Source organism: Nonomuraea sp. NPDC052265, from assembly GCF_044547985.1.
Taxonomy (GTDB): Bacteria; Actinomycetota; Actinomycetes; order Streptosporangiales; family Streptosporangiaceae; genus Nonomuraea.
In genome coordinates, this window is the sequence record NZ_JBIUBJ010000020.1 from 112,694 (window position 1) to 133,455 (window position 20,762).

Below are 20,762 nucleotides of genomic sequence, written 5' to 3' on the forward strand. Positions count from 1 at the left end.
CAGGGCCGTGCCGGAGACGGCGCCGGTGCCGTAGGAGGTGGAGGTGACCGGGCTGCCCGCCGTGCCCGAGCCGCGCGGCGCGAGACGGCCGGTCCACTGGCCGCCGGCCTTGAAGCGGACGGTGTCGCCGGGCTGGAACGTCTGGGCGTTGACCTTGTCCAGGGTCCTCCAGGCGGTGGACGGGGAGTGCCCGTCGGCGGAGTCGTTCCCGGCGGGGTCGACGTAGTGGGCGGCGGCGGCGTGGGCGGGCGTGGGCACGGCCGCGAAGGGGGCTCGCCTCGGCCGACGGCGCCTACGACCGGGCGGACTGGGACTCCTTCGAGGAGACGGCGGCGGCCAACGGCGTCACGATCGTCCCCGAGATCGACGCGCCCGCCCACGCGCTGGCGCTCGTCCGGTTCCGTCCCTCGCTCGGGCTGGGCGACGACCATCTGGACCTGTCGAAGCCGGAGGCCACGCAGTTCGTCAAGGAGCTGGGTGGGGGAGCCGGTTCCCCCTCGGGAGGGAGAGCTCGGGCGGGCCGCCCGAGCTACCGTGGGCGGCCATGAGATCACCTACGCGGCCGGCGCTGCTGGCCGCAGGCTGGGCCGCCGCGGCCGCGCTCGTGCTGGTCGCGCCCGGGAACCTGGTCATGCGGCTGGCGTTCGGCATGTTCGACGACCCGGGGCTCGGCAGGCAGTCACTGCTCGCCGCGCTGGGGGTGCTGCTGGCGCTGGCGACCGTCCGTCTCGGCACGCGTACCGCCGTCCGGCCGCAGGAGCGCCGGGCCGACGGGACGGTCCGGCCCGCGCTCTGGGCCAGGACGGCGACCTGGACGGCGGCCGGCCTGCCGGTGCTGGGCTTCTCGGTCCCGCACCTGCTGTGGGGGCTGGGCCTGCCGCTCGGCGTGGCGGGAGGCTCCCGCGCGGAGCTGGCGGGGCTGGGCGGCTCGGCGGTGTTCTGGGCGCTGCTCGTCGCCGGGCCGGTGGCCGGGGGGCTGCTCACCCTGGGACTGATCGCCCGATGGGGACAGGTCTTCCCGGCGTGGGTGCCCTTCGCCGGCGGGCGGCGGGTGCCGCGCTGCCTCGCGGCGGTTCCGGCGGCGGCCGTCGGCATGCTGGTCGGCCAGTACGGCGCGATGATGACGGGCTGCCTGGCGTTCGGCGTCACCCGCACGTGCGCGCCCGGCGGCGGCGCGGAGGTCCTCGACGGGAGCTGGGGGTTCGCCGGGACGTATCCGGTCTTCCTGCTCTGGGGGACGTCCCTGCTCGCCGCCGCCGCCGGCTACCTCCACACGACCGCGCGGGCGCGGCTCAGTGACTCATGACGTGCCGGCGGCGCGGGGGTTTGCCGTAGCCGAGCAGGCCCATCATGCCCTGTTCCTGGTGGTAGAGGTTGTGGCAGTGGAACATCCACTCGCCGGGGTTGTCGGCGTGCACGTCGATGCTGATCCGCTTGTACGGCATGACGTTCACGGTGTCCTTCCTCGGCCCGCCGCGCTCGGTCGTCCGGACCTGGAAGGTGTGGCCGTGCAGGTGCATCGGGTGCCACATGTGCGTGTCGTTGTGCAGGACGATCCTGATCGTCTCGCCCCGGTCGACCCGCAGGCGCAGCGGGTCGTCGGCGAGGCGGCCGTTGAGCGGCCACTCGCTGCCGTTGGTGCCCTGGCGCCAGCCGAGCGTGACGGTCTCGGTCCTGGTCGGCGGGCGGAGCTGGTGGGCGCGGCGCGCCTGGAGGTCCTGGTAGGCGAGCTGCTGCCGCTGGAGCTCCGGCACGTCGCCGTCCGGCGACGGCGTGCGCGCGCCATTCGTGGTGCGCACCACCGCGAACGCCCGCCCGCTCTTGCCCTCGGCCATCGCCATCAGCGGGAACGCCCCCGCGTCGAGCGTCACGACGAAGTCGTAGCGCTCCCCCATGCCGACCACGACCGTGTCCACGGTGACCGGTTTGCAGGGGAATCCATCGGTGTGGGTGATGGTCAGGCGGTGCCCGCCGAGCGCGACCCGGAAGGCGGTGTCGGCGGCCGCGTTGATCACCCGGAACCGGGCGCGCACGCGGGGACGGCTCATGAAGGTGGTGGGCTCGTCCGCGGTACGGCCGTTGACCAGGTAGTACGGGTAGCGCGCATGGCCGGACGTGCCGCCGAGGACGTGGCTGGACAGGGTGTCGTCGTGCGGGGTGGTGCTCAGCGCGCGCAGCGTGTCGTCGGGGGTGCCGTTGACGCCGTCCTGCCAGTCGTCGAGGACGACCGTGAACTCCTGGTCGTACCCGAGCGGCTCGTGCGGGTCCTCCACGATGAGCGCGCCGTACAGGCCGCGGTCGCTCTGCATGCCCACGTGGGAGTGGTAGAAGTACGTGCCGGGGTCGGGGACGGTGAACGTGTAGTCGAACGTCCTGCCGGGCTGGGTCGGGCGTTGTGAGAGGCCGGGCGCGCCGTCCATGTTCGCGGCGATCCTGATGCCGTGCCAGTGCACGGTGGTCGGCGCGGGCAGGTCGTTGACGAGCCTGACTCGTACGGTGCCGCCGGCGGTGGCCCGGATGGTCGGGCCGGGCAGCAGGCCGTCGTAGGCCCAGGTGGACACGGTGCGTCCGCCGAGGGACACGACGGCGGGCGCGGCCCGCAGCACCCTCCTGCCGGACGCCCCGGCGGCGGCCCCCTCCGACGCCACCGCGGCGGCGGCCGGAACGGTGCCCAGAGCGGCGAACACGCCGCTGACGAACAACCTGCGGGACACGGTCCCACGCGAATCAGTCACTACGGATCCCCCTCATCCACCTCGAAAAATAACGGAGAGTCAGGAAAAGAGGTGGACGCCACGCGCTGCCGGCCGTGCAAGATCGCCGCGAGGCCGGCCGACCCCGGACGCTTCCGGACCCTGCACACCGGCTGATCCGCGGGCCGCACGCGGCCGTGGCGAGGGGCCGTGCCGTGATCCGGTCGTCGCCCGGCGAGGGGCTCAGGAGGCGTCGCGGAAGACGTCCCGCTTCTCGGACAGCCGCTCAAGACCGGCCGACCGGTAGGTGACGACGCCCGGCGCCTGCGCGGGGATCCCCGCCGCCTGGAGCGCCTGCGCGGCCGTGCCCCAACCGCCCACCGCCTCGGCGTGCCGGTAGGCCTCGTCGACCAGGAGCAGCACGCGCGGGTCGACCGGGGTCCCGCCGTCGCCGGCCTTGGCGTCGCGGGCGCCGTACGCGTCGTCGCCCGGCGCCGGCGCCCCGGCCAGCAGCACCGCGTCGAACTCGACGGAACGGGCCGTGGCGAAGGTGCGCCGGACGGCCAGCGCGCCGCCCAGCATGCCGCCCTTGGGCGCGATGACGAACGGGGTCATGCCACCGTCGAGCACGGCCTGGCGGACGGCGCCCACCACGCCCAGGTCGCCGGTCTCGTCCGCCACGATGCCGATGATCCGGCCGTCGGAGCGGCCACCGCCGGCCGACCTGCGACATGGCCGCTCCGACGGCCGCGGGGGCCCGGAGGGTGCGCAGCTCGCCGAGAAGGTCGCGGATCAGCGCGGAGCCGGCCAGTTCGCAGGTGGTCACGTAGCCCACCCGGCGGCGCGGGGCGCCCTCGCCGGGTTCGGCCAATGCATTCCGCGTCAACCAGAGGGGGCCGCGGCACCCCTCCGGTGGCCGGGACCGTCCCGGGTTAGGCGATCAGCAGGCGTAGGCCGAGCTCGGCCTCGTCGAGGTCGGCCAGGTCCCGGTTGCGTCGGGCCCACCGGCCGGAGGCGAGGTCGTCCCGGAGGTCGCGCACCACGCGCCGCTCGGCCTCCGGCCCGAGCCTTGACCAGACCGACGTCCCCCGGCGGACGTCTTCCTCCAGGTACGCCTCCGGCCGCCGCCAGAAGGCCTCGAAGAAGCCGTCGGCGCAGTCCCACGGGATGGGCACCGGTTCCAGCCGGGCCCCGATCGCGCCGGCCAGCTCGGTCACCGCGGGCCGGCCGGCCACGAGGTCGGTGACCTCGGGCAGGTAGTCGCGCGAGAGCCAGAACCGGTCACGCCATCCGGCGTCGCTGGTGTCGTGCGTGAACACCACCACGCGGCGGGCGACCCGCCGCATCTCGCGCAGGCCCGCGATCGCGTCCGGCCAGTGGTGGACGGAGGCGACGGCCATCGCCGCGTCGAAGGACAGGTCGTCGAACGGCAGGCGCTCGGCGGACCCCGCCATGCACGGCGCCGCCCCGGGAGGGCGCTGCGAACGCATGAGCGCCGACGGTTCGACCGCGAGGACGTACCGGTCGGGCGGCTCGTAGGACCCGGTGCCCGCGCCGACGTTCAGCACGGTCCCGGCGTCGCCGAGCGCGTCCCAGATCCGCGCGGCGATGCGCGGATCGGTGCGCCGCGTCGCGGTGTAACCGGTTCCGATCGTGTCGTACAACTGCGCGCCGAACATCGGCACTTCCCTTCCGGCCGGTTGATCACTGTTGCTCGGATCGATCGGTGTGTGAAGCCCCTTCATATGGCCGGTGCCCTTCACAACCGCCGGACGCGCAACACGGCGGTCAGCATGGGAAGGGTGAACTCGCCCTCGGCGGTCTCGGGGCGGCTCACGAGGTAGGCCCGGATTCGACCGAGGCGTGCCTGTCGTTCCTGTTCGGGCATGACCAGCATCCCCGCCCTGGTGGCGAGCGTCTCGACGAGGGAGTCGGCGGTGCGGCGCTGCCCATGCGCGAACTCCGCCTGCTCCGGCGACCCGAACCGGGCGGCGGCCACCCCCTCGGGCTCGACCGCGACGACCTCGGCGCCCGTCCCGGCCAGCGTCGCGGTCAGCTTGCCGGTGCCGGTGCCGAGGTCGAGCACCCGCCGTCCGGGCGCGAGCTCCAGCGCCCATCCGGCCGCGGCGGGCGCGTAGTCCGGGCGGTGCTCGGCGTACGCGGCCGCCGCCGCTCCGAATGACGAGCTGTGGCGTAGCCGTTCGTCCTGCTGCACGTGATCTTCCCTTCTGCCCCGCCGCCCGGCGGAGCCGAAGCGTGAGTCACCCGCATCCTAAGATCGGCGCCGGCTCGGCGAGCAGGGCCGCGGCTGGAAGCTGAACGTCAAGGTCGCTGGGGCGGCGCGCACGTCTCCTTCGGCGAACCTAGGACCGGGCGGGGTCGGTGGCGCCGGTGTAGGCCGGGACGGGCAGCGGGCGGTCGAGGAGGAAGGCGCGGATCAGGCTCCGGTAGAGGTCGGGGCGGCCGTTGGCGATCGAGTGGCCGGCGCCGGGGACGTAGACCAGGGTCGAGTCCGGCAGGGTGCGCCGGTAGTCGTAGGTGACCTCCCACTTCAGGTAGTCGCACTGGCCGCGCATGACGAGCACCGGCACCCGTACCCCGCGCAGCTTCGGCCGCGGGTCGGGGGCGGCGGCGGCGTCCTCGGCGGTGACCTGGTTGCTGTAGAAGCCGGGCGGGTTCCCGTGCACGGGGGCGGGTTCCGCATCGGCGCAGCCCGTGGCGTCCTTGGCCACGAGCAGCAGCGCGCGCATCCGGGCGTCGGCCTCGGCGTCGGGGACGAACGCCCGCGCCGCGGCCGGGTTCACGCCCAGGAGCAGCGACTGGACCAGCATCCGCGGGGAGCTCGTCAGCTCGTCGGCCCTGGCCTTGAGGGGGGCGGGCAGGTCGTCCCACGGGCTGCCGACGCCGCCGGGGAAGGCGGGCTCCCAGATGGCGCCCGGCGAGGTGAGCACGGCCCTGGCGACCCGGTCGGGGTGGGCGGCGAGGTAGGCGGCCGACAGGGTGCCGCCCCACGACCTGCCGACCAGGATGAGTTTCGGGGCGCCGAGGGCCTGGCGGACGGCCTCCAGGTCGGCGACGTGGCGGGCGACCGTGTAGCCGGCCGGGTCGGCCAGCCTGGTCGAGCGGCCCGCGCCGACCTGGTCGTAGGCGTAGACGTCGAACCCGGCGGCGGCCAGGTCCTCGCTGCCCTCCGGCAGCCCCTCGCCGGGCGTTCCCGGCCCGCCGTGCAGGAAGATCACGGGCGGCCGGTGCGCCGTACCGGATCCGGCGAGCTTGACGTAGGCGATGCGGGAGCCCGTCGGGAGCTGCCAGAACGCGACCCCGGGAGGCGTCGCGCCGGACGGCGGGACGGGAAAGGGACGGAAGGCCGCCAGCCCGGCGAGGGCGGTGACCGCCACGGTGTTGACCACCACGTACGGGAGGACCAGCCGGGGCAGCCCCAGCGACCGGAGCGCGGGACGTCCGAGCAGCCCGCCGACGGCCGCGACGGCGAGCACCCCCGCCCCCGCGAACAGCGGCACGGCGGCCGTCACGGCCGCCACGAGCAGGAAGACCAGAGCCCCGGCGGCGACCGCGGCGATCTCGGCGCCCACCAGCAGGATCGCGCCTGACACACGTTTCATACGGCACAACGTTAGGAAGGCGAACGCCGCCTTTCCTCCTGCCGGCGATCGATCCCGACCCCCGCCTGACGGCGGGGGTCATCCGGCCCCGGGACGGATCAGGCCGCACTCGTAGGCGTGGATGGTCGCGTGCAGCCGGTCGCGCACCCCGAGCTTGGCCAGGATCGCCGCCACGTGGTCCTTGACCGTGGCGGGGCTGAGCGCCAGGACGGCGGCGATCTCGGCGTTGGACAGCCCGCGCGCGACATGGCCGAGCACCTCGCGCTCGCGGGAGGTGAGCCCGTCGGCCCGTACGGGCGGGCCGGGGTCGGCCGCCGCGGTGAAGCGTTCGAGCAGCCGCCGGGTGATCACGGGGTCGAGCAGCGCGTCGCCGCGCGCGATCACCCGCACCGCGTCGATCACCCGGGCGGGCTCGGCGTCCTTGAGCAGGAACCCGGAGGCGCCCGCGCGCAGCGCCCCGAACACGTACTCCTCCAGGCCGAACGTCGTCAGCACGACGATCCTGGTGTCCGGCGTGCCGGCGGTGATCCGGGCGGTGGCGGCGAGCCCGTCGAGGCCGGGCATCCGGACGTCCATGAGCACCACGTCCGGCCGCAGGCCGGCGGCGAGCGCCACGGCGGACTCCCCGTCGGCGGCCTGGCCGACCACGTCGAGGTCGGGCTCGGCGGCCAGGACCGCGGCGATCCCGGCCCGGACCACCGCCTGGTCGTCCACGACGAGCACCCTGATCATCTGGGCAACCATACCCGCACGTCGTCCCGGCCGCCGGTCGTCAGCGCGCCGCCGTACCCGTCGGCCAGGGTGTGCAGCCGCCGCCGGGCGCGCCGGGCCGCCGTCCCCTCGACCAGGACGCCCTCGGGAAGGTACGACACGGTGATCCGCTCGCCGGCCAGCTCCTCGACGGCCCTGAACACGCCCACCTCCAGCTCGGGGGTCAGCCCGCCGGGGTCGCCGACGTGGCGCACGCCCGCCTGCCGCCGCGCGGCCAGCACCTCCAGCCCGGCGAGCGTGGGCGGCGGGCCGTCGGCTCCGGCGGGGCGGCGCAGCTCGTCCAGCAGCCGCCGGAGGGTGTCGATCCCGGCGCGGGCGGCGTCGAGGACCGCCTTCAGGTCGCCCTTCCCTGCCGCCGCGACGATCGCGTCCGCGTGCCGGGCCGCCGTCCGGCGCAGCCCCTCGACGATCCGCTCGCGTTCGCCGCGGGCCACGTCCGCCAGCCGACCGGCGAGCAGGTCGCGCTCGGCCGTCTCCGCCGCCCGCCGCCGCGCCCTCGCCCTGCCGACCAGGACGCCCGCCGCCCACGCCGGGGCCGACAGGAGCGCCACGGCCGTCGCGAGCACCGCCCACACGGCCGTCCGGTCGCCGGCGATGCCCGGTCCCAGCGCCAGCGCGAGGCCGCCCACCAGGCCGACGGCCAGGATCGCGAGCACGCCCTTGCGCCTGGGGTGGTGGGCGCCGAAGGCGTAGAGCTGGGCCAGCTCCACCCACCACGCCCACAGGAACAGGTCGCCCGCGGGGGTCGGGGTCCAGCCCGCCATCGCCACCGGGTAGATCGACAGCATCGCGGCCAGGCTCCACCCGGGCCGCCGCACCCGCCACCACAGGGGCACGGCGTGCAGGACGAAGAGGGGGCCGAGCACAAGGAACTCCCGCGGCGCCGGAGTGCCTCCCGGCAGCAGGCTCGCCCCCATCGTCAACGCGACGGCCAGCCCGGCCAGCGCCGCGTCCCACGCCCTCCGTCCGCGCCACCACGTCGTCCTGAACGAGGCCGGGCCCGCGGGGGACGGGAAGTCCGCCCTGACCGTCCATCCCCCGGCGTCCGGGCCGGCCGTGAGCGTGCCGCCGCAGGCCGCCACGGTGGTGGCCAGCCCCGACAGGCCGTGGCCGGTGCCCAGGTCGCCGTGTCTGCCCTCGCCTCCGGTGTCGCCGACCTCGACGGTCAGGCGGCCGGGTCCGGCCAGGACGGCGATCTCCAGCCGGGCTCCGGTCGCGTACCGGGCGGCGTTGGTGAGGGCCTCGCGCACCACCCGGTAGGCGGCCGCCGCGACCTCGGGGGACGCGGCGGCGGCCGTCCTGCGGTAGCGCACCGCGCCGGGGTCCGCGCCGGGCACGGACCAGCCCGCGACCAGGGTGTCGATCGCCGCCAGGTCGGAGGCGGCGGCCCGCGCGCCCGCCAGTTCGGCGCGGGCCAGACGGGCGGCGTCCCCGGCGTGGCGCAGGGCGGACTCCCGCAGCGCGGGGTCGGCCACGTGCAGCGCGGACGCGGCGGCCACCGCGATGCCGGTGAGGCGGTGCGCGGCGGTGTCGTGCAGCTCGGCGGCCATCCTGAGGCGTACGGCGTCCGCCACGGCCGCGCCCGCCTCCGTCCGCGCCTCCCGGTGCGCGGCCAGGGCCTCGCGCCGCGTCCGGCTGCGTCTGTGCGCCCGCCCGAACGCCCAGACGACCGCGCCCACCCCGCCCGACGACAACGCCACGCCCGCCACCGACTGCGGCGGCCATCCGCGGACCGCCGCGACGACCGTCGCCGCCGCCACCAGGCCCGCCGCCACCGCGACCGTGATCCCGGCCGTGCTCCGGACGGCGGCGCCGTACAGGAGGGCGACGCCGACGAGCACGCACCACAGCAGAACGGAGGTCACGGCGTCAGGCTAGCTTCCACGGATCGACAGCACCCCATGGCAGCATTTGTTGGCTACCGTCGGGATATGACCCTCTACTGCCTGGTCTGTCTGCAGCAGAAGCGTTCCACCGAGGCGTACACGATCATGCGTGGCTACGCCCTCTGCTTCGACCACATCGAGCAGATCCTGGCCGACAGGAGGACGAGCCACCCCTCGCTGGACGGCTCGGCGTTCCGCAGGGACCTCGCGCGGATCACCGACCAGGGCTAGCGGCCTACCTTGTACCGCAGGTGCAGCACGCCGTCGCCCTGGACGACGACGTGGGGGCCCGTCAGCAGGTGCTGCCCGTCGATGCGGCCGAAGTAGCGCTTGCCCGACCCGAACACCACCGGCACCACGTCCATCGCCACCTCGTCCACCAGACCGGCCGCGAGGATCTGGCCGCCGACGTCACCGGCGTTCACGGCGACGACCCGCTCACCGGCGAGCTCCTGGGCCTTGGCGACCGCGGCCGTCACGTCGCCGACGAAGTGGTACGACGCCTCGGGGTGCCAGCCCTCGGGCTTGGGCCGGTGGGACACCACGACCACGTGGTCACCCGCGGGCGGCCGCCCTTCCCAGCCGTTCACCAGGTCGAACAGGGTACGGCCCATGATGATCACGCCGATCGAGGCCCAGACGGGACCGACGTACTCCGCCGACGCCTTGGAGAGCCTGAAGCGGCTGCCGGCGCCGGAACGGTCGTGGTCCTGGTCGTCGCCCGGGGTGATCGGGGTGTCGCCGTTCCAGTACCAGTCGTGGAGGGGCCCGACGGCGTCCTTGTCGTCGGCGATGAAGCCGTCCACCGACATCACGTTGTGCATGATCACTGTGCCCACGGGGTCTCCTCGGTACTCGTCGCGCGTTCGCCTCCGATCCTTCCGCCCCTGGGGGCGGCCGGGCTTGTAGAAAATCAATCGGCGGGCATCGGGCCGTTGTCCGGCGGGAACCCCCGCTCTGAGGGGAACCGGCGCCGCAGCGCCAGGTACTCCGTCGGGGTGTGGCCGGTGAAGTCCTTGAACTCCCTGCCGAAGTGGGCCTGGTCGAAGTAGCCCGCAGCGTGGGCGAGCCCCGGCCAGTCCACCGGACGCGGCGCGTCCACGGACAGGATCAGCCGGGCGAAACGGTAGATCCGCGCCACCCGCTTCGGGGTGACCCCGACATGGGACTTGAACTGCGCGGCCAGGTGGTTGCCGCTCACCCCGGCGGCGTCGGCCAGCGTCCCGACCGGGACCGCGCCGTACGAGCTCTCCAGCCGCCCGCCCGCGTGCTGGACCAGGCCGAGGTTGCGCGACTCCGCCCCGGCCAGGCGCGCCCGCAGCTCCTCCTCCACGACCCGCAGGATCTCGGCGGCCGGGACGAGGTCGCCCGCCCGGTCGCGGATCCGGTCCACGAACCGCTGCCAGACGGCGTCCACCGGCACCCACCGGTCGCGCAGCTCGCTCGCCGGCACGCCGACGAACGGCGACAACCCCCACGGCTTGAAGTGCACCCCGACGAGCCGCACCCGCTCGGGGTACTCGTAGAGGAATCGCCTGGTCCACATGCCCATGAACCATCCGTCGGCGAGCACCGCCGCAGGCACGGAAGGGTCGGAGTCCCACAGGCGGGTGGGGCCGCCCAGGTTGATGAACAGGTGTCCCGACGGCATCGGCGGGACGCTCATCCGACGGTGCCGCGGCGTCCCGGTCAGGCAGTAGATGTCGTCGACGAACCGGTCGAGCGGCGGCGCGGGCACCCGTCCGACGTACTCCATGGGTCCAGTGTGGCCGACGAGGTTCCGGCGTGCGCGCCCGGCCATGTCCCGGCGGTCTGAGCGGCGCGTTTACAGTAGGGCGTTGTGCTTTACGGCAGATCTGCGGAAATCAGCGCCCTTGACGAGGTGATCACGCGGGCCGGCGAGGGCGCCGGCGGCGCGGTGGTGTTGCGGGGCGAGGCGGGGGCGGGCAAGACGGCCCTGCTCGACGCGGCGGCCGCGCGCGGCGGCGCGATGCGGGTGTTGCGGATCACCGGCGTGGAGTCCGAGTCCGACCTGGCGTTCGCGGCGCTGCACCAGCTTCTGTGGCCGGTGACCGGCTCGCTCGACGCGCTGCCCGAGCCGCAGCGGGTCGCCGTGCGTGCGGCCTTGGGGCTGGCCGCCGGGGGCGCGGGTGATCGGTTCCTGCTGGCGGCCGGCGTGCTCTCGCTGCTGGTCGAGGCCGCCGCGCCGGACGGGCTGGTCTGCGTGGTGGACGACTTCCAGTGGGTCGACCGGGCCTCGGCCGACGCGCTGCTGTTCGCCGCCAGGCGGCTGACGACGGAACGGATCGCGATGTTGCTCGCCGTACGCGGGGACGCGCCGGTCAAGGGCGTGCCGCTGACGGTGGAGGTGCGCGGGCTGGCCGAGGCCGCCGCGGACGAGCTGCTGGAGTCCCGCCACGGCGTGCTGCCCGTCCAGGTGAGGCGGGAGCTCGTCACGCTGACCGGCGCGAACCCGCTGGCCCTGGGCGAGATCGCCGCCCGCCTGACGCCCGCGCAGCTCGCCGGACGCGAACCGCTGCCCGACCCGCTGCCCGGCGGCGCCCGGCTGTTCGGCGACCGGGTGGCCGCGTTGTCGGCCTCCGCCCGGCTGGCCGCCCTGGTGGCCGCGGTCGAGGGCGACCTCGACGTGGTCCTGCGCGCCACCGACCGGCTGCTCGCCGAACGCGCGGCCCCGCGAGCCGGCCACCCCGCGCCGGCGTCCGGGGAGGCCGGGATCGAGCGGGCAGCGTCGGCCTCCGGGGATGCCGGGGCTGGGCGGGTGGCGCTGGCCGAGCTGGAGGGGGCGGAGCTGGCGGAGGTGTCGGGCACGAGCGTGCGCTTCCGCCATCCGCTGATCCGGTCGGCGGTGCACGAGGCGGCGGCCCCGGCCGAGGTGCGCCGGGTGCACGCCGTCCTGGCGGAGCTGACCGCGGACGACCGCCGTGCCTGGCACCTGGCCGGAGCCGCCCTGGGCCAGGACGAGGAGGTCGCCGCCGCGCTGGTGGCCGCCGCGGAGCGGGCGCGCGACCGCGGCGGGTACGGCGCCGCCGCCACCGCCCTGGCCGGAGCCGCCGAGCTCACCCCCGAGCCGGGCGCCCGTGCCGTCCGGCTGAAGGACGCCGCCGTCGCGGCCTGGCTCGGCGGACGTCCGGGCCAGGCGGAGTCGCTGCTGGCCGAGGCGCGCGAACGGGCCGGCGGGGACGCCGCCGTCACCATGGAGATCGCCCAGCTCCGGGGCCGGTTCGAGCTGAACTCGGGCAATGCGGCCGAGGCCGTGCGGATCCTGGCGGCGGGCGAGAGCCTGGACATGCTGGCCGACGCCTCCGAGGCGGCCGCGTACGTCGGCGACACCTCCATGATCGTCGAGCTCGGCCGGCGGGCGGCGGCGCACCCCGAGGGTTTCCTGCGGGACGCGGTGACCGGGATCGGCCTGACCCTGGACGGCGACGCCACCGGGCCCGGCCTGCTGCGGCGCGCGCTGGCGCGGGCCGGCGAGCTGGAGGACGCGGCTGGCTACCTGTGGGCGGCGGCCTCGGCCAGCCAGCTCGGCGAGACCGACCTGGCCGCCGAGATGACCGACCGGGCCGGGCGGGTGGCCAGGGTGTCGGGCATGGCGGGGCAGTTGCCGGTGGTGCTGGAGTTCGTGGCGACCGCCGAACGCCTGGCCGGGCGGCTGGCGCGGAGCCAGGCCCTCTCGGAGGAGGGCCTGGAGCTGGCCCGCGAGGCCGGCTACGACAACACGGTGGCCGCTCACCTGGCCAACCTGGCGGTCGTGGCGGCGCTGCGCGGCGAGCAGGACGCCTGCGAGCGGCAGGCCCGCGAGGCGCTGGCCATCGCCGTCCCCCATCGGGTGGGGCTGCGGGCGGGGGTGGCGGCGTACGCGCTGGCGCTGCTCGACCTGTGCCTGGGCCGGCACGCGGCGGCGCGCGACCGGTTCGCGGCCATCGCCGCGGCGGGACCGGGCGCCGGGCATCCGACCGTGGTCTGGCGGACGACCCCCGACCGGGTCGAGGCCGCCGTCGGGGCGGGTGACGAGGCGGGTGCGCGGGCGGCGCTGGAGGCGTACGAACGGTGGTCGCGGCACGCGGCGACGCCGGAGTCGCGTGCCTTGCTGGCGCGCTGCCGGGGTCTGGCCGACGCCCGCGAGGACGCCTTCGAGGAGGCGCTACGGCTGCACACCAACCCCTTCGAGGCGGCCAGGACGGCCCTGCTGCTGGGCGAGCGGCTGCGCCGCGGGCAGCGTCCGGGCGAGGCGCGGGCGCATCTGCGGATGGCGTGGGAGACGTTCGAACGGGCGGGCGCGCGGCCGTGGGCGCGGCGCGCGCAGGAGGAGCTGCGGGCGGCCGGCGAGAGCGGGCAGGCGCCGCCGGCGGCCGTGCTCGACGCGCTGACCCCGCAGGAGCTGCGCATCGCGGGCCTGGTCGCCGACGGGTTGTCGAGCAAGCAGATCGCCGCCCAGCTCTTCCTGAGCCCGCGTACGGTCGAGTACCACCTCTACAAGATCTATCCGAAGCTGGGCATCGGCTCACGTACTGATCTGGCGCGACTGGTAGTTCTACAGAAGGCGCCCGTAGCCGGTGGCGGCAGGATCTGAGGCATGCAAAACGTGAACATCTGGAGCGAAGAGTTCGGCGCCGAGAACGACGCGCCGGTCCTGCTGATCATGGGTTCGATGTCGCAGGGTGTGTTGTGGCCGGACGAGTTCGTCGGCCGCCTGACCGCCGGTGGCCGCCGGGTCATCCGGTACGACCACCGTGACACCGGCATGTCGGACACCGTGGACTTCGAGGCCCACCCTTACACGTGGGACGACATCAAGGACGACGTCTACCGGGTGATGGACGCGCACGGTCTGGACAGCGCGCATGTGGTCGGTCATTCGGCGGGTGGGTTGCTGGGGCAGTTCGTGGCGGTGGAGCGGCCGGAGCGGGTGCGTTCGCTGACGGTGATCGGTTCCTCGCCGCTGGGTGGTGGCGAGGGGCAGGTGATCATGCGGGCGTTGCTGGGGCAGCCGCAGCCGGAGGGGAGTCTGCCGGAGCCGTCGCCGGAGTTCGTGGCCTTCTACCGGGCGTTGATGGCCGCCCCGCCGGCCCAGGATCGGCGGGCGGCGATCGAGGGCATGATCGCCGAGCAGCGGTTGCTGCACGGGACCGGGTTGCCGTTCGACGAGGACGCGGCGCGGCGGTTGCAGGAGCGGATCTATGACCGGGCCCGGGATCTGTCGGCGACGGTCAACCATCGGCTGGCGGCGATGGCCAGGCCGGATTTCGAGCCGGTGGGGGTGCTGGGCCGGGTGAAGGCGCCGACGCTGGTGATCGAGGGCAGCCACGAGCCGGCCAAGCCGGGTCACGGGGCGCTGATCGCCGAGCGGGTGCCGGGGGCGCGGTTGATGATCGTGGCGGGCCTGGGGCACACGCTGCCGCCGGAGGCGCACGAGGAACTGGCCGCCGCCATCCTCGCCCACACGACCGGGTGACCTGGCCCGGGGCCCTGTGCGCGTGCCCTGCGGAATATCGGTTTGCGTGGTGCCGCCGGCTGGACATCGCGCTGCCGGACGGCCCGGTCACGGAGGAACGGACCGGCCCGCGCCAGGACGCCGGATGACGACCGCCGGGCCCTCGGGCGGTCAGCCGGGCGTCGCCGGGCCCGGGGAGGCGCCGCCCGCCAGGACGCGGCGGGCCAGCGTCACGTAGTAGTCCGTGCCCGTCCGCAGGACGGCGTCGTTGAAGTCGTACTGCCTGCTGTGCAGCGGGTCGCCGCCCCGGCCGGGTTCGGTGCCGTTGCCGAGGAAGGCGAAGCAGGCCGGCACGGCCTCGGCGAAGACGCCGAAGTCCTCGCTCGGCATGACGGGCGAGCAGTCGGGGTCGACGCGTTCCTCGCCGGCGACCGCGACGGCGGCCTCGACCGCCGCGGCGACGCAGGCGGGGTCGTTGACGGTGGGGGCGAACTCGTGGGTGTAGGTGACGGCGCACGTCGCGCCGTGGGCCGCGCCGATGCCCGCGCAGAGCCGGCGGATCCGGTCTTCCAGGAGCGCGGTGACGCCGGGGTGGAAGCTGCGCGTGTCGCCCTTGATGACGACCTCGCCGGGGATGGCGTTGCGCACGCCGTCGGTGCTGAAGTCGGTGCAGGACACGACGGCGGGCAGCGCGGGGTCGACGTTGCGGGCGACGACGGTCTGCAGGGCCAGGACGATCTCGGCGCCCACCACGATGGGGTCGACGACCATGTGCGGGCGGGCGGCGTGGCCGCCGCGTCCCCGGATGCGGATCTCGAAGTTGTCCTCGCCGGCCATGATGCTCCCGGCGCGGGTCAGGAAGCGGCCCGCGGGGACGCCGGGCAGGTTGTGCAGGCCGTACATGGCCTGGACGGGGAAGCGGGCGAGCAGGTCGTCGTCGAGCATGGCCCGCGCGCCGCGGCCTGGCTCCTCCGCGGGCTGGAAGACGAACCGTACGGTTCCGTCGAAGCCGCCCTCGGCGGCGAGGACGGCGGCGGCGCCGAGCAGCATCGCCATGTGCCCGTCGTGGCCGCAGGCGTGCATGAGGCCGGGGTTGCGGGAGGCGTGGGCGCGGGTGCCCGGCTCGTCGAGCGGCAGGCAGTCCATGTCGGCCCGCAGCCCGACGGCGCGGTCGCCGTCGCCCCTGGTCAGGGAGGCCACGACGCCGGTGCCGCCGACGCCTCTGACGACTTCGAGACCGGCCGCCTCCAGCGTCTCGGCGACGTAGGCGCTCGTCGCGTGCTCCGCGAAGGCCGGCTCGGGGCGTCGGTGCAGGTCGTGCCGCCAGGCGCGCAGGCGGGAGTCGAGGTCGATCACGAGCGGGTCCTTCCGGGCCGGTGGGAGGAGGACGGGGCCGCGGAGTCGTGCCGTGCCTCCACGACGACAGGACCGCCACCATGATGGACGCCTCCGGACGCCCGATCAAGGTCGAGGCCCCCCGAGGGCCGCGCCATCGGGACGGTGTCACGCGGCCGGGGAGGCCCACAGGTGGTGGCCGAGCCAGTCCAGGACCTTGGAGACGAGACTGATCCGGTTGGACCGGTTCCGGATGTCGTGGCCCTCGTCCTCGAAGAGCAGCAGGTCGCAGGGCACGCCGCGGGCGCGGGCCGCCTCGAACGCCTGCCTGGCCTCGTGGACCGGCACGTTGGTGTCCTGCGTCCCGTGCACGATCAGGAGCGGGGCGGCCAGCCGGTCGAAGGCGCGCAGCGGGGACAGGGCGCGCAGCAGGTCACGGTCCGTCTCCGGGTGACCGTACTCCGACACCGCGGCGGCGGCGATCCACGGTTCCGTACGGGCGTAGAACGTCTCGAAGTCGGCGATGCCGCTCATGTCCACGCCCGCGCGGAAGAGGCGGGGATGGGTGACCAGGGCGGCCAGGGTCAGGTAGCCGCCGTACGACCAGCCCATGCAGGCGAGCCTGGACGGGTCCGCCGCGCCCGTCCGGACCAGCGCCGCGGCGCAGTCGGCGACGTCCTCGACGGCGCGGAAGCGCAGCGCCAGGTCGTCGGCCTCGCGGAAGGCCCGCCCGTACCCGCCCGAACCGCGCACGTTGGGCGCCAGCACCCCGATCCCGGCGGCCAGGAGGTTCTGGTAGAGCGGGTTGAAGGTGGGACGTTCCTGATCCTCCGGCCCTCCGTGCAGCGACACGACGAACGGCGCGGGCCCCTGCGCGTGCGGGGGACGGTAGAGCCAGGCGGCCAGTTCCAGCCCGTCGCGGGCCGGGAAGCGCAGCAGTTCGGCGCCGGTCGCGTCCGGGAGCCGCCCGGCCCCGGCGGCGTACCGGTACGTCCCGGCGAACAGGTCGCACAGCAGCACGTGGGAGGACTCCTCGGGGCTCTCGGCGGCGAGCACCGCCGTGCCGCCGTCCCACGCGACGCGGACGGAGGTGACCACGTCGGCGGGCGGCGGCGGAAGCGTCCGGACGTGCGCGGCGGGGAGCTCCACGACGTCCAGCGCCAAGCGGCCGTGCTCGTTCCACACCAGGACGGCGCGGCGGCCGTCGGCGCTGAGCGCGAGCCGGTCCAGCTCGGCGTCCGGCCGCTCGGCCAGGACGACGGGATAAGCGTTGCGCCGCACCGCCAGCAGCGCGGCCCGGTCGCGGCCCGCGTCCGACACCAGGTAGGCGATCTCGCCGTCGGGCGACAGGGCCCCCTGGTCGGTCGAGCCGTGCAGGCCGGGCAGCAGGTCGCGCTCGCCGCCCGGTGGATGGCCGGGCAGGGCGTCGGCGGCGTACATCCGGCGCAGGCCGCGTGGCCCGCGCCGGAGCAGCATGCGCGCGTGGTCGCGGCTGACGGCGGCCGGCCACAGCAGCTCGCCCACGGCGATGACCTGGCGCACGCCGGTGAGGGCGTCGGCCAGCTCGGCCCGGGTCAGGCCGGCGGCGGAGGTCTCGGCCAGCAGGACCGACTCGCCCCGGCCGGTCCAGCGTACGAGCGCGGCGGACCCGTTCGGGAGGGCGAGCGGCCGCAGCTCGCCGCCGTGCGGGCGCACGGTCCACACCTGCGTGTGCTCGCCGCCGCCGGGAGCCAGCAGGACGGCCAGCCGCTCCCCCGTGGGTCCCCAGCTCACGTCCACGACCGGCTGGGGGCCGGTGTCGATCGGCCAGGCGTCCAGGCCCGCGCCGAGCGGCTGGACCCACACCCGGGGGGAGCCGTCCTGGTCGCTGACGAAGGCCACGGCGCTGTTGTCCGGCGCCAGGGCGGGCCGGCGGCAGCTCCAGGCCTCCAGTGCGGCGGGTGACGGCAGGTGCGACAGGCCGCCGAGGATGTCCGGCATCACACCTGGTGGGCCTGGAGCCACAGTTCGAGCAGGCCGAGTTGCCAGAGCGTGCTGACGCCGGTCGTCGCCCTGTCGGACTCGGGGTCGGCCAGCAGCCGCCGGACGAACTCCGGCCGGAACAGGCCGCGCGAGCGGGCGGCCCGGCTGGTGAGGGCGTCCCGGACGAGGTCGAGCAGGGCCCCTTCGACGTGCCGGACGGCGGGCACCGGGAAGTAGCCCTTGGGCCGGTCGATGATCTGCGCGGGCAGCAGCCGGCGGGCGGCGTCCTTGAGCACGCCCTTGCCGCCGTGGGCCAGTTTGAGTCTGTCGGGGCAGGCGGCGGCCAGTTCGACCAGCTCGTGGTCGAGGAACGGCGTGCGGGCCTCCAGTCCGTGGGCCATGGTCATGTTGTCGACCCGTTTGACCGGATCGTCGATGAGCATGGCCGTGGTCTCCAGGCGGAGCACGGCGTCGAGCGCGGTGTCGGCGCCCGGCCGGGCCACGTGGTCCCTGATGAAGTCGCCGCTGACGTCCCGCTCCAGCAGGTAGCCGGGCGTCAGGACGCCGGCCAGCTCGTGGTGCGGGCGGTCGGCGAACTCCCTGCGGTAGACGTCGGCGGCCTGCTCGCGCGCTACGTCGGCCAGCGGCGGGAACCAGCTGTAGCCGGCGAACACCTCGTCGGCGCCCTGGCCCGACTGCACGACCTTCACGTGCCGGGCGACCTCCTCCGACAGCAGGTAGAAGGCGACGCAGTCGTGGCTGGCCATCGGCTCGCTCATGGCGCCCACCGCCCGTTCCAGCCCCTCCAGCAGGCGGCCGTCGGGGATCCGGATGCGGTGGTGGTCGGTGCCGAACCGGCCGGCCACCAGGTCGGAATAGGCGAACTCGTCCCCCTGCTCGCCGCCGGCCGGCTCGAAGCCGATGCTGAAGGTGGTCAGGCCGCTCTGCCCCTCCTCGGCCAGCAGCGCCACGATGAGGCTGGAGTCCAGGCCGCCGGAGAGCAGCACGCCCACCGGCACGTCGGCGACCATCCGCCGGCGTACCGCCGTGCGCAGGGCGTCCAGGGTGGCCCGCCGCCACTCCTCGTCGCTCAGCCCGGCCTGCTCGGGCAGGGCCGAGCGGGTGTAGGACGGGTCCCAGTAGCGGTGGTCGGTGCTCGTGCCGTCCGCCTCGACGACCCGGACGGTGGCCGCCGGCAGCCTGCGCACTCCCGCGAGGATCGTGCGCTCGCCGGGCACGAGCGAGTGGAAGGTCATGTAGTGGTGCAGCGCCACCTTGTCGATCCCGGTGTCCGCGCCGCCCGCGGCGACCAGGGCGGGCAGGGTCGAGGCGAAGCGCAGGCGGCGGGCGTCGTGGGTCAGGTACAGGGGTTTGATCCCCAGCCGGTCGCGGCCGAGGACCAGCCGGCCGCTGTCCCGCTCGTGGATCGCGAAGGCGAACATGCCCTTGAACCGGTCGACGCACGCCATCCCCCACCGGTGGTACGCCTTCAGCAGCACCTCGGTGTCGGAGGTGGAGTAGAACCGGTAACCCGCGCCGCGCAGCTCCTCGCGCAGCTCACGGTAGTTGTACAGGCAGCCGTTGAACACCACCGCCAGGCCGAGCCCGGCGTCCACCATCGGCTGGGCCGCCTTCTCCGACAGGTCGATGATCTTGAGCCGCCGGTGGCCCAACGCGACGGCCCCCTGCGCCCACAGGCCGGAGCCGTCCGGCCCGCGATCGTGCATCGCGTCGGTCATCCGTCCCACCGCGCCGATGTCGGCTTCCTCGCCGTCGAACCTGAACTCGCCACTCAGTCCGCACATGCCTCAAGCCCCCGCCTCGCGAACGTCCGCCATCAAGCCGCCGGCCAGTACGAGGGGAGGTCGCGGTCCCCCGTCGGCCGGTGCCACTCGCACGTGCGGGTCTCGCTGAGCACCAGGTCGACCACGTCCGCCAGGCTGCCCCGCTTCGCGAACGCCGACCGCTGCCGGGCCGCGGACGTGCCGGTCTCCAGGATCTGCCGGGTCAGCCCCGTCACCAGTTCCCAGTCCCCGGCCGCCTCCAGTTGCGGACGCAGGCCCGCCACCAGGCCCTCGACCACCTCCCTGGCCGGACGCGGCACCCCCTCGACCGGATCGACCAGCTCACCCTCCAGCCCCCACCGGGCGGCCTGCCAGGTCGCCGCGCGCGCCGCCTCAAGCTGCACCTCCGGCCCGGGACCGCGGCGCGCCGCCGCCAGTTCCCTGGCCACCAGCGCCCGGAACAGCCCGGCGATCAGCACGACGTCCTCGACGCGGGGGCACGCGTCGCAGATCCGCAGCTCCACGGTCGGGACGTGCTGCGAGGGCCGGACGTCGAAATAGATCATCCCCGAGTCGTCGATCACGCCGGACCGGATCAGCCCCTGCACCATCTCCTGGTAGTCGGCCGCCGAGTCGAACCTGCCCATGGGGCCCGCCGTCGGCCACCGCTGCCACACCAGCGTGCGGTAGCTGGCATAGCCGGTGTCGGCCCCGTCCCAGAACGGCGAGCTGGCGCTGAGCGCGAGCAACGGCGCCAGCCAGGGCGTCAGCCGGTGGGCCACCGCGACCGCCAGATCGGGGTCGGGCACCTCCGCGTGCACGTGCGTGCCGCAGATGAGCTGCTCACGGGTCAGCACCTGGAAGTCGCTGAGCATCTTCTCGTAACGCTGGTCAGGGGAGACCTTCACCTCGTCCAGGTCGGCGAGCTGCGGCGTGCCGACCGCCGCGATGCCGAGCCCCAGCTCGTCGGCGGTGCCGATCAGCTTGCGCCGCAGGCGGCACAGGTCGCGGGCCAGGTCGTCCAGATCCAGGAACGGCGCGCTGTTGGCCTCCACCATCGACCGCTGCAGCTCGTGCGTGAAGCTCTCCTCGGGCAGCGCGCTCAGCAGCACCCCCGCCCGCGCGGTCACCCGGCGTGTGGTCGCGTCGACGATGTGGAACTCCTCCTCCACACCGACCCGAATCGCTCCCCCGGACCCCTCCACGGTCACCACTCCCATCATTAGGCACTTGAAGCCACTCTCTTCTCCCCC

18 protein-coding genes and 1 pseudogene are annotated in these 20,762 nt (G+C 74.9%); 6 read left to right on the top strand and 13 right to left on the bottom strand.

What is annotated here, in order from left to right:
• The first annotated feature begins 43 nt into the window (after positions 1-43).
• The 3 genes and pseudogenes from ACIHAD_RS39200 to ACIHAD_RS39210 all read left to right on the top strand — a co-directional run bounded on the left by ACIHAD_RS39200 (position 44) and on the right by ACIHAD_RS39210 (position 1,306).
• Positions 44-226: a hypothetical protein gene (locus ACIHAD_RS39200; RefSeq protein ID WP_397359831.1), complete on the top strand. Its 183-nt coding sequence runs from the start codon at positions 44-46 to the stop codon at positions 224-226.
• A 61-nt stretch (positions 227-287) separates the two neighbouring features.
• Positions 288-548 (top strand): annotated as a pseudogene (locus tag ACIHAD_RS39205) (family 20 glycosylhydrolase); the annotation flags it as partial.
• A complete protein-coding gene (locus ACIHAD_RS39210; RefSeq protein WP_397359832.1) occupies positions 545-1,306 on the top strand; it encodes a hypothetical protein in 762 nt (253 codons plus the stop codon). The pseudogene ACIHAD_RS39205 and the gene ACIHAD_RS39210, both read left to right, overlap by 4 nt.
• Here ACIHAD_RS39210 and ACIHAD_RS39215 read toward each other — a convergent pair.
• The 7 genes from ACIHAD_RS39215 to ACIHAD_RS39245 all read right to left on the bottom strand — a co-directional run bounded on the left by ACIHAD_RS39215 (position 1,293) and on the right by ACIHAD_RS39245 (position 8,952).
• The gene (locus ACIHAD_RS39215) at positions 1,293-2,714 is read right to left on the bottom strand and encodes a multicopper oxidase family protein (RefSeq protein ID WP_397359834.1); all 1,422 of its coding nucleotides are present in this window, start codon (positions 2,712-2,714) and stop codon (positions 1,293-1,295) included. The genes ACIHAD_RS39210 and ACIHAD_RS39215 overlap by 14 nt on opposite strands.
• A 222-nt stretch (positions 2,715-2,936) precedes the next feature.
• Positions 2,937-3,374, bottom strand: coding sequence for a hypothetical protein (locus ACIHAD_RS39220; RefSeq protein ID WP_397359835.1), 438 nt, complete (start codon positions 3,372-3,374; stop codon positions 2,937-2,939).
• 251 nt (positions 3,375-3,625) lie between these two features.
• Entirely contained in the window at positions 3,626-4,372 is a 747-nt protein-coding gene (locus ACIHAD_RS39225) for a class I SAM-dependent methyltransferase (protein ID WP_397359836.1), read from the bottom strand.
• Between the two features lie 80 nt (positions 4,373-4,452).
• Positions 4,453-4,908: a class I SAM-dependent methyltransferase gene (locus tag ACIHAD_RS39230; RefSeq protein WP_397359837.1), complete on the bottom strand. Its 456-nt coding sequence runs from the start codon at positions 4,906-4,908 to the stop codon at positions 4,453-4,455.
• Between the two features lie 148 nt (positions 4,909-5,056).
• Complete coding sequence (locus ACIHAD_RS39235) at positions 5,057-6,316, bottom strand: alpha/beta hydrolase (protein ID WP_397359838.1); 1,260 nt, start codon at positions 6,314-6,316, stop codon at positions 5,057-5,059.
• Positions 6,317-6,394: 78 nt separating this feature from the next.
• A complete protein-coding gene (locus ACIHAD_RS39240) occupies positions 6,395-7,048 on the bottom strand; it encodes a response regulator (protein WP_397359839.1) in 654 nt (217 codons plus the stop codon).
• The gene (locus ACIHAD_RS39245; protein WP_397359840.1) at positions 7,045-8,952 is read right to left on the bottom strand and encodes a sensor histidine kinase; all 1,908 of its coding nucleotides are present in this window, start codon (positions 8,950-8,952) and stop codon (positions 7,045-7,047) included. Before ACIHAD_RS39245 ends, ACIHAD_RS39240 begins: the two co-directional genes overlap by 4 nt.
• A 66-nt stretch (positions 8,953-9,018) precedes the next feature.
• Here ACIHAD_RS39245 and ACIHAD_RS39250 point away from each other — a divergent pair, with 66 nt between their 5' ends.
• Positions 9,019-9,204: a hypothetical protein gene (locus tag ACIHAD_RS39250; RefSeq protein ID WP_397359841.1), complete on the top strand. Its 186-nt coding sequence runs from the start codon at positions 9,019-9,021 to the stop codon at positions 9,202-9,204.
• Here the strand turns inward: ACIHAD_RS39250 and ACIHAD_RS39255 are convergent.
• Positions 9,201-9,812, bottom strand: a complete 612-nt coding sequence (locus ACIHAD_RS39255; protein ID WP_397359843.1) for a dihydrofolate reductase family protein — start codon at positions 9,810-9,812, stop codon at positions 9,201-9,203. The two genes, ACIHAD_RS39250 and ACIHAD_RS39255, sit on opposite strands and share 4 nt — an antisense overlap.
• A gap of 74 nt (positions 9,813-9,886) precedes the next feature.
• Complete coding sequence (locus tag ACIHAD_RS39260; protein ID WP_397359844.1) at positions 9,887-10,729, bottom strand: DUF6597 domain-containing transcriptional factor; 843 nt, start codon at positions 10,727-10,729, stop codon at positions 9,887-9,889.
• Between the two features lie 84 nt (positions 10,730-10,813).
• On the opposite strand from ACIHAD_RS39260, the gene ACIHAD_RS39265 reads away from it, so the two are divergent.
• Positions 10,814-13,567 (top strand): AAA family ATPase, encoded by a 2,754-nt coding sequence (locus ACIHAD_RS39265; protein WP_397359845.1) that lies wholly within the window; start codon positions 10,814-10,816, stop codon positions 13,565-13,567.
• Between the two features lie 3 nt (positions 13,568-13,570).
• A complete protein-coding gene (locus ACIHAD_RS39270) occupies positions 13,571-14,449 on the top strand; it encodes an alpha/beta fold hydrolase (protein WP_397359846.1) in 879 nt (292 codons plus the stop codon).
• A gap of 150 nt (positions 14,450-14,599) precedes the next feature.
• Here ACIHAD_RS39270 and ACIHAD_RS39275 read toward each other — a convergent pair whose 3' ends face one another.
• From ACIHAD_RS39275 to ACIHAD_RS39290, 4 genes are all read right to left on the bottom strand, one after another.
• Positions 14,600-15,784 carry an amidohydrolase gene (locus ACIHAD_RS39275; RefSeq protein ID WP_397359847.1) on the bottom strand — a complete coding sequence of 395 codons (1,185 nt, stop codon included), beginning with the start codon at positions 15,782-15,784 and terminating at the stop codon, positions 14,600-14,602.
• A gap of 147 nt (positions 15,785-15,931) precedes the next feature.
• Positions 15,932-17,743, bottom strand: coding sequence for a S9 family peptidase (locus tag ACIHAD_RS39280; RefSeq protein ID WP_397359848.1), 1,812 nt, complete (start codon positions 17,741-17,743; stop codon positions 15,932-15,934).
• On the bottom strand, positions 17,743-19,530 hold the full coding sequence (locus ACIHAD_RS39285) for an N-acetylglutaminylglutamine amidotransferase (protein WP_397359849.1): 1,788 nt from the start codon (positions 19,528-19,530) through the stop codon (positions 17,743-17,745). Before ACIHAD_RS39285 ends, ACIHAD_RS39280 begins: the two co-directional genes overlap by 1 nt.
• Before the next feature lie 32 nt (positions 19,531-19,562).
• Positions 19,563-20,720 (bottom strand): glutamate--cysteine ligase, encoded by a 1,158-nt coding sequence (locus ACIHAD_RS39290; RefSeq protein ID WP_397359850.1) that lies wholly within the window; start codon positions 20,718-20,720, stop codon positions 19,563-19,565.
• Between the last annotated feature and the right edge of the window lie 42 nt (positions 20,721-20,762).

Coding starts and splice junctions, on each gene's coding strand:
- ACIHAD_RS39210 (WP_397359832.1), top strand. CDS start 545: ATGAGATCACCTACGCGGCCGGCGCTGCTGGCCGCAGGCTGGGCCGCC.
- ACIHAD_RS39225 (WP_397359836.1), bottom strand. CDS start 4,372: ATGTTCGGCGCGCAGTTGTACGACACGATCGGAACCGGTTACACCGCG.
- ACIHAD_RS39235 (WP_397359838.1), bottom strand. CDS start 6,316: ATGAAACGTGTGTCAGGCGCGATCCTGCTGGTGGGCGCCGAGATCGCC.
- ACIHAD_RS39240 (WP_397359839.1), bottom strand. CDS start 7,048: ATGATCAGGGTGCTCGTCGTGGACGACCAGGCGGTGGTCCGGGCCGGG.
- ACIHAD_RS39250 (WP_397359841.1), top strand. CDS start 9,019: ATGACCCTCTACTGCCTGGTCTGTCTGCAGCAGAAGCGTTCCACCGAG.
- ACIHAD_RS39260 (WP_397359844.1), bottom strand. CDS start 10,729: ATGGAGTACGTCGGACGGGTGCCCGCGCCGCCGCTCGACCGGTTCGTC.
- ACIHAD_RS39270 (WP_397359846.1), top strand. CDS start 13,571: ATGCAAAACGTGAACATCTGGAGCGAAGAGTTCGGCGCCGAGAACGAC.
- ACIHAD_RS39280 (WP_397359848.1), bottom strand. CDS start 17,743: ATGCCGGACATCCTCGGCGGCCTGTCGCACCTGCCGTCACCCGCCGCA.
- ACIHAD_RS39285 (WP_397359849.1), bottom strand. CDS start 19,530: ATGTGCGGACTGAGTGGCGAGTTCAGGTTCGACGGCGAGGAAGCCGAC.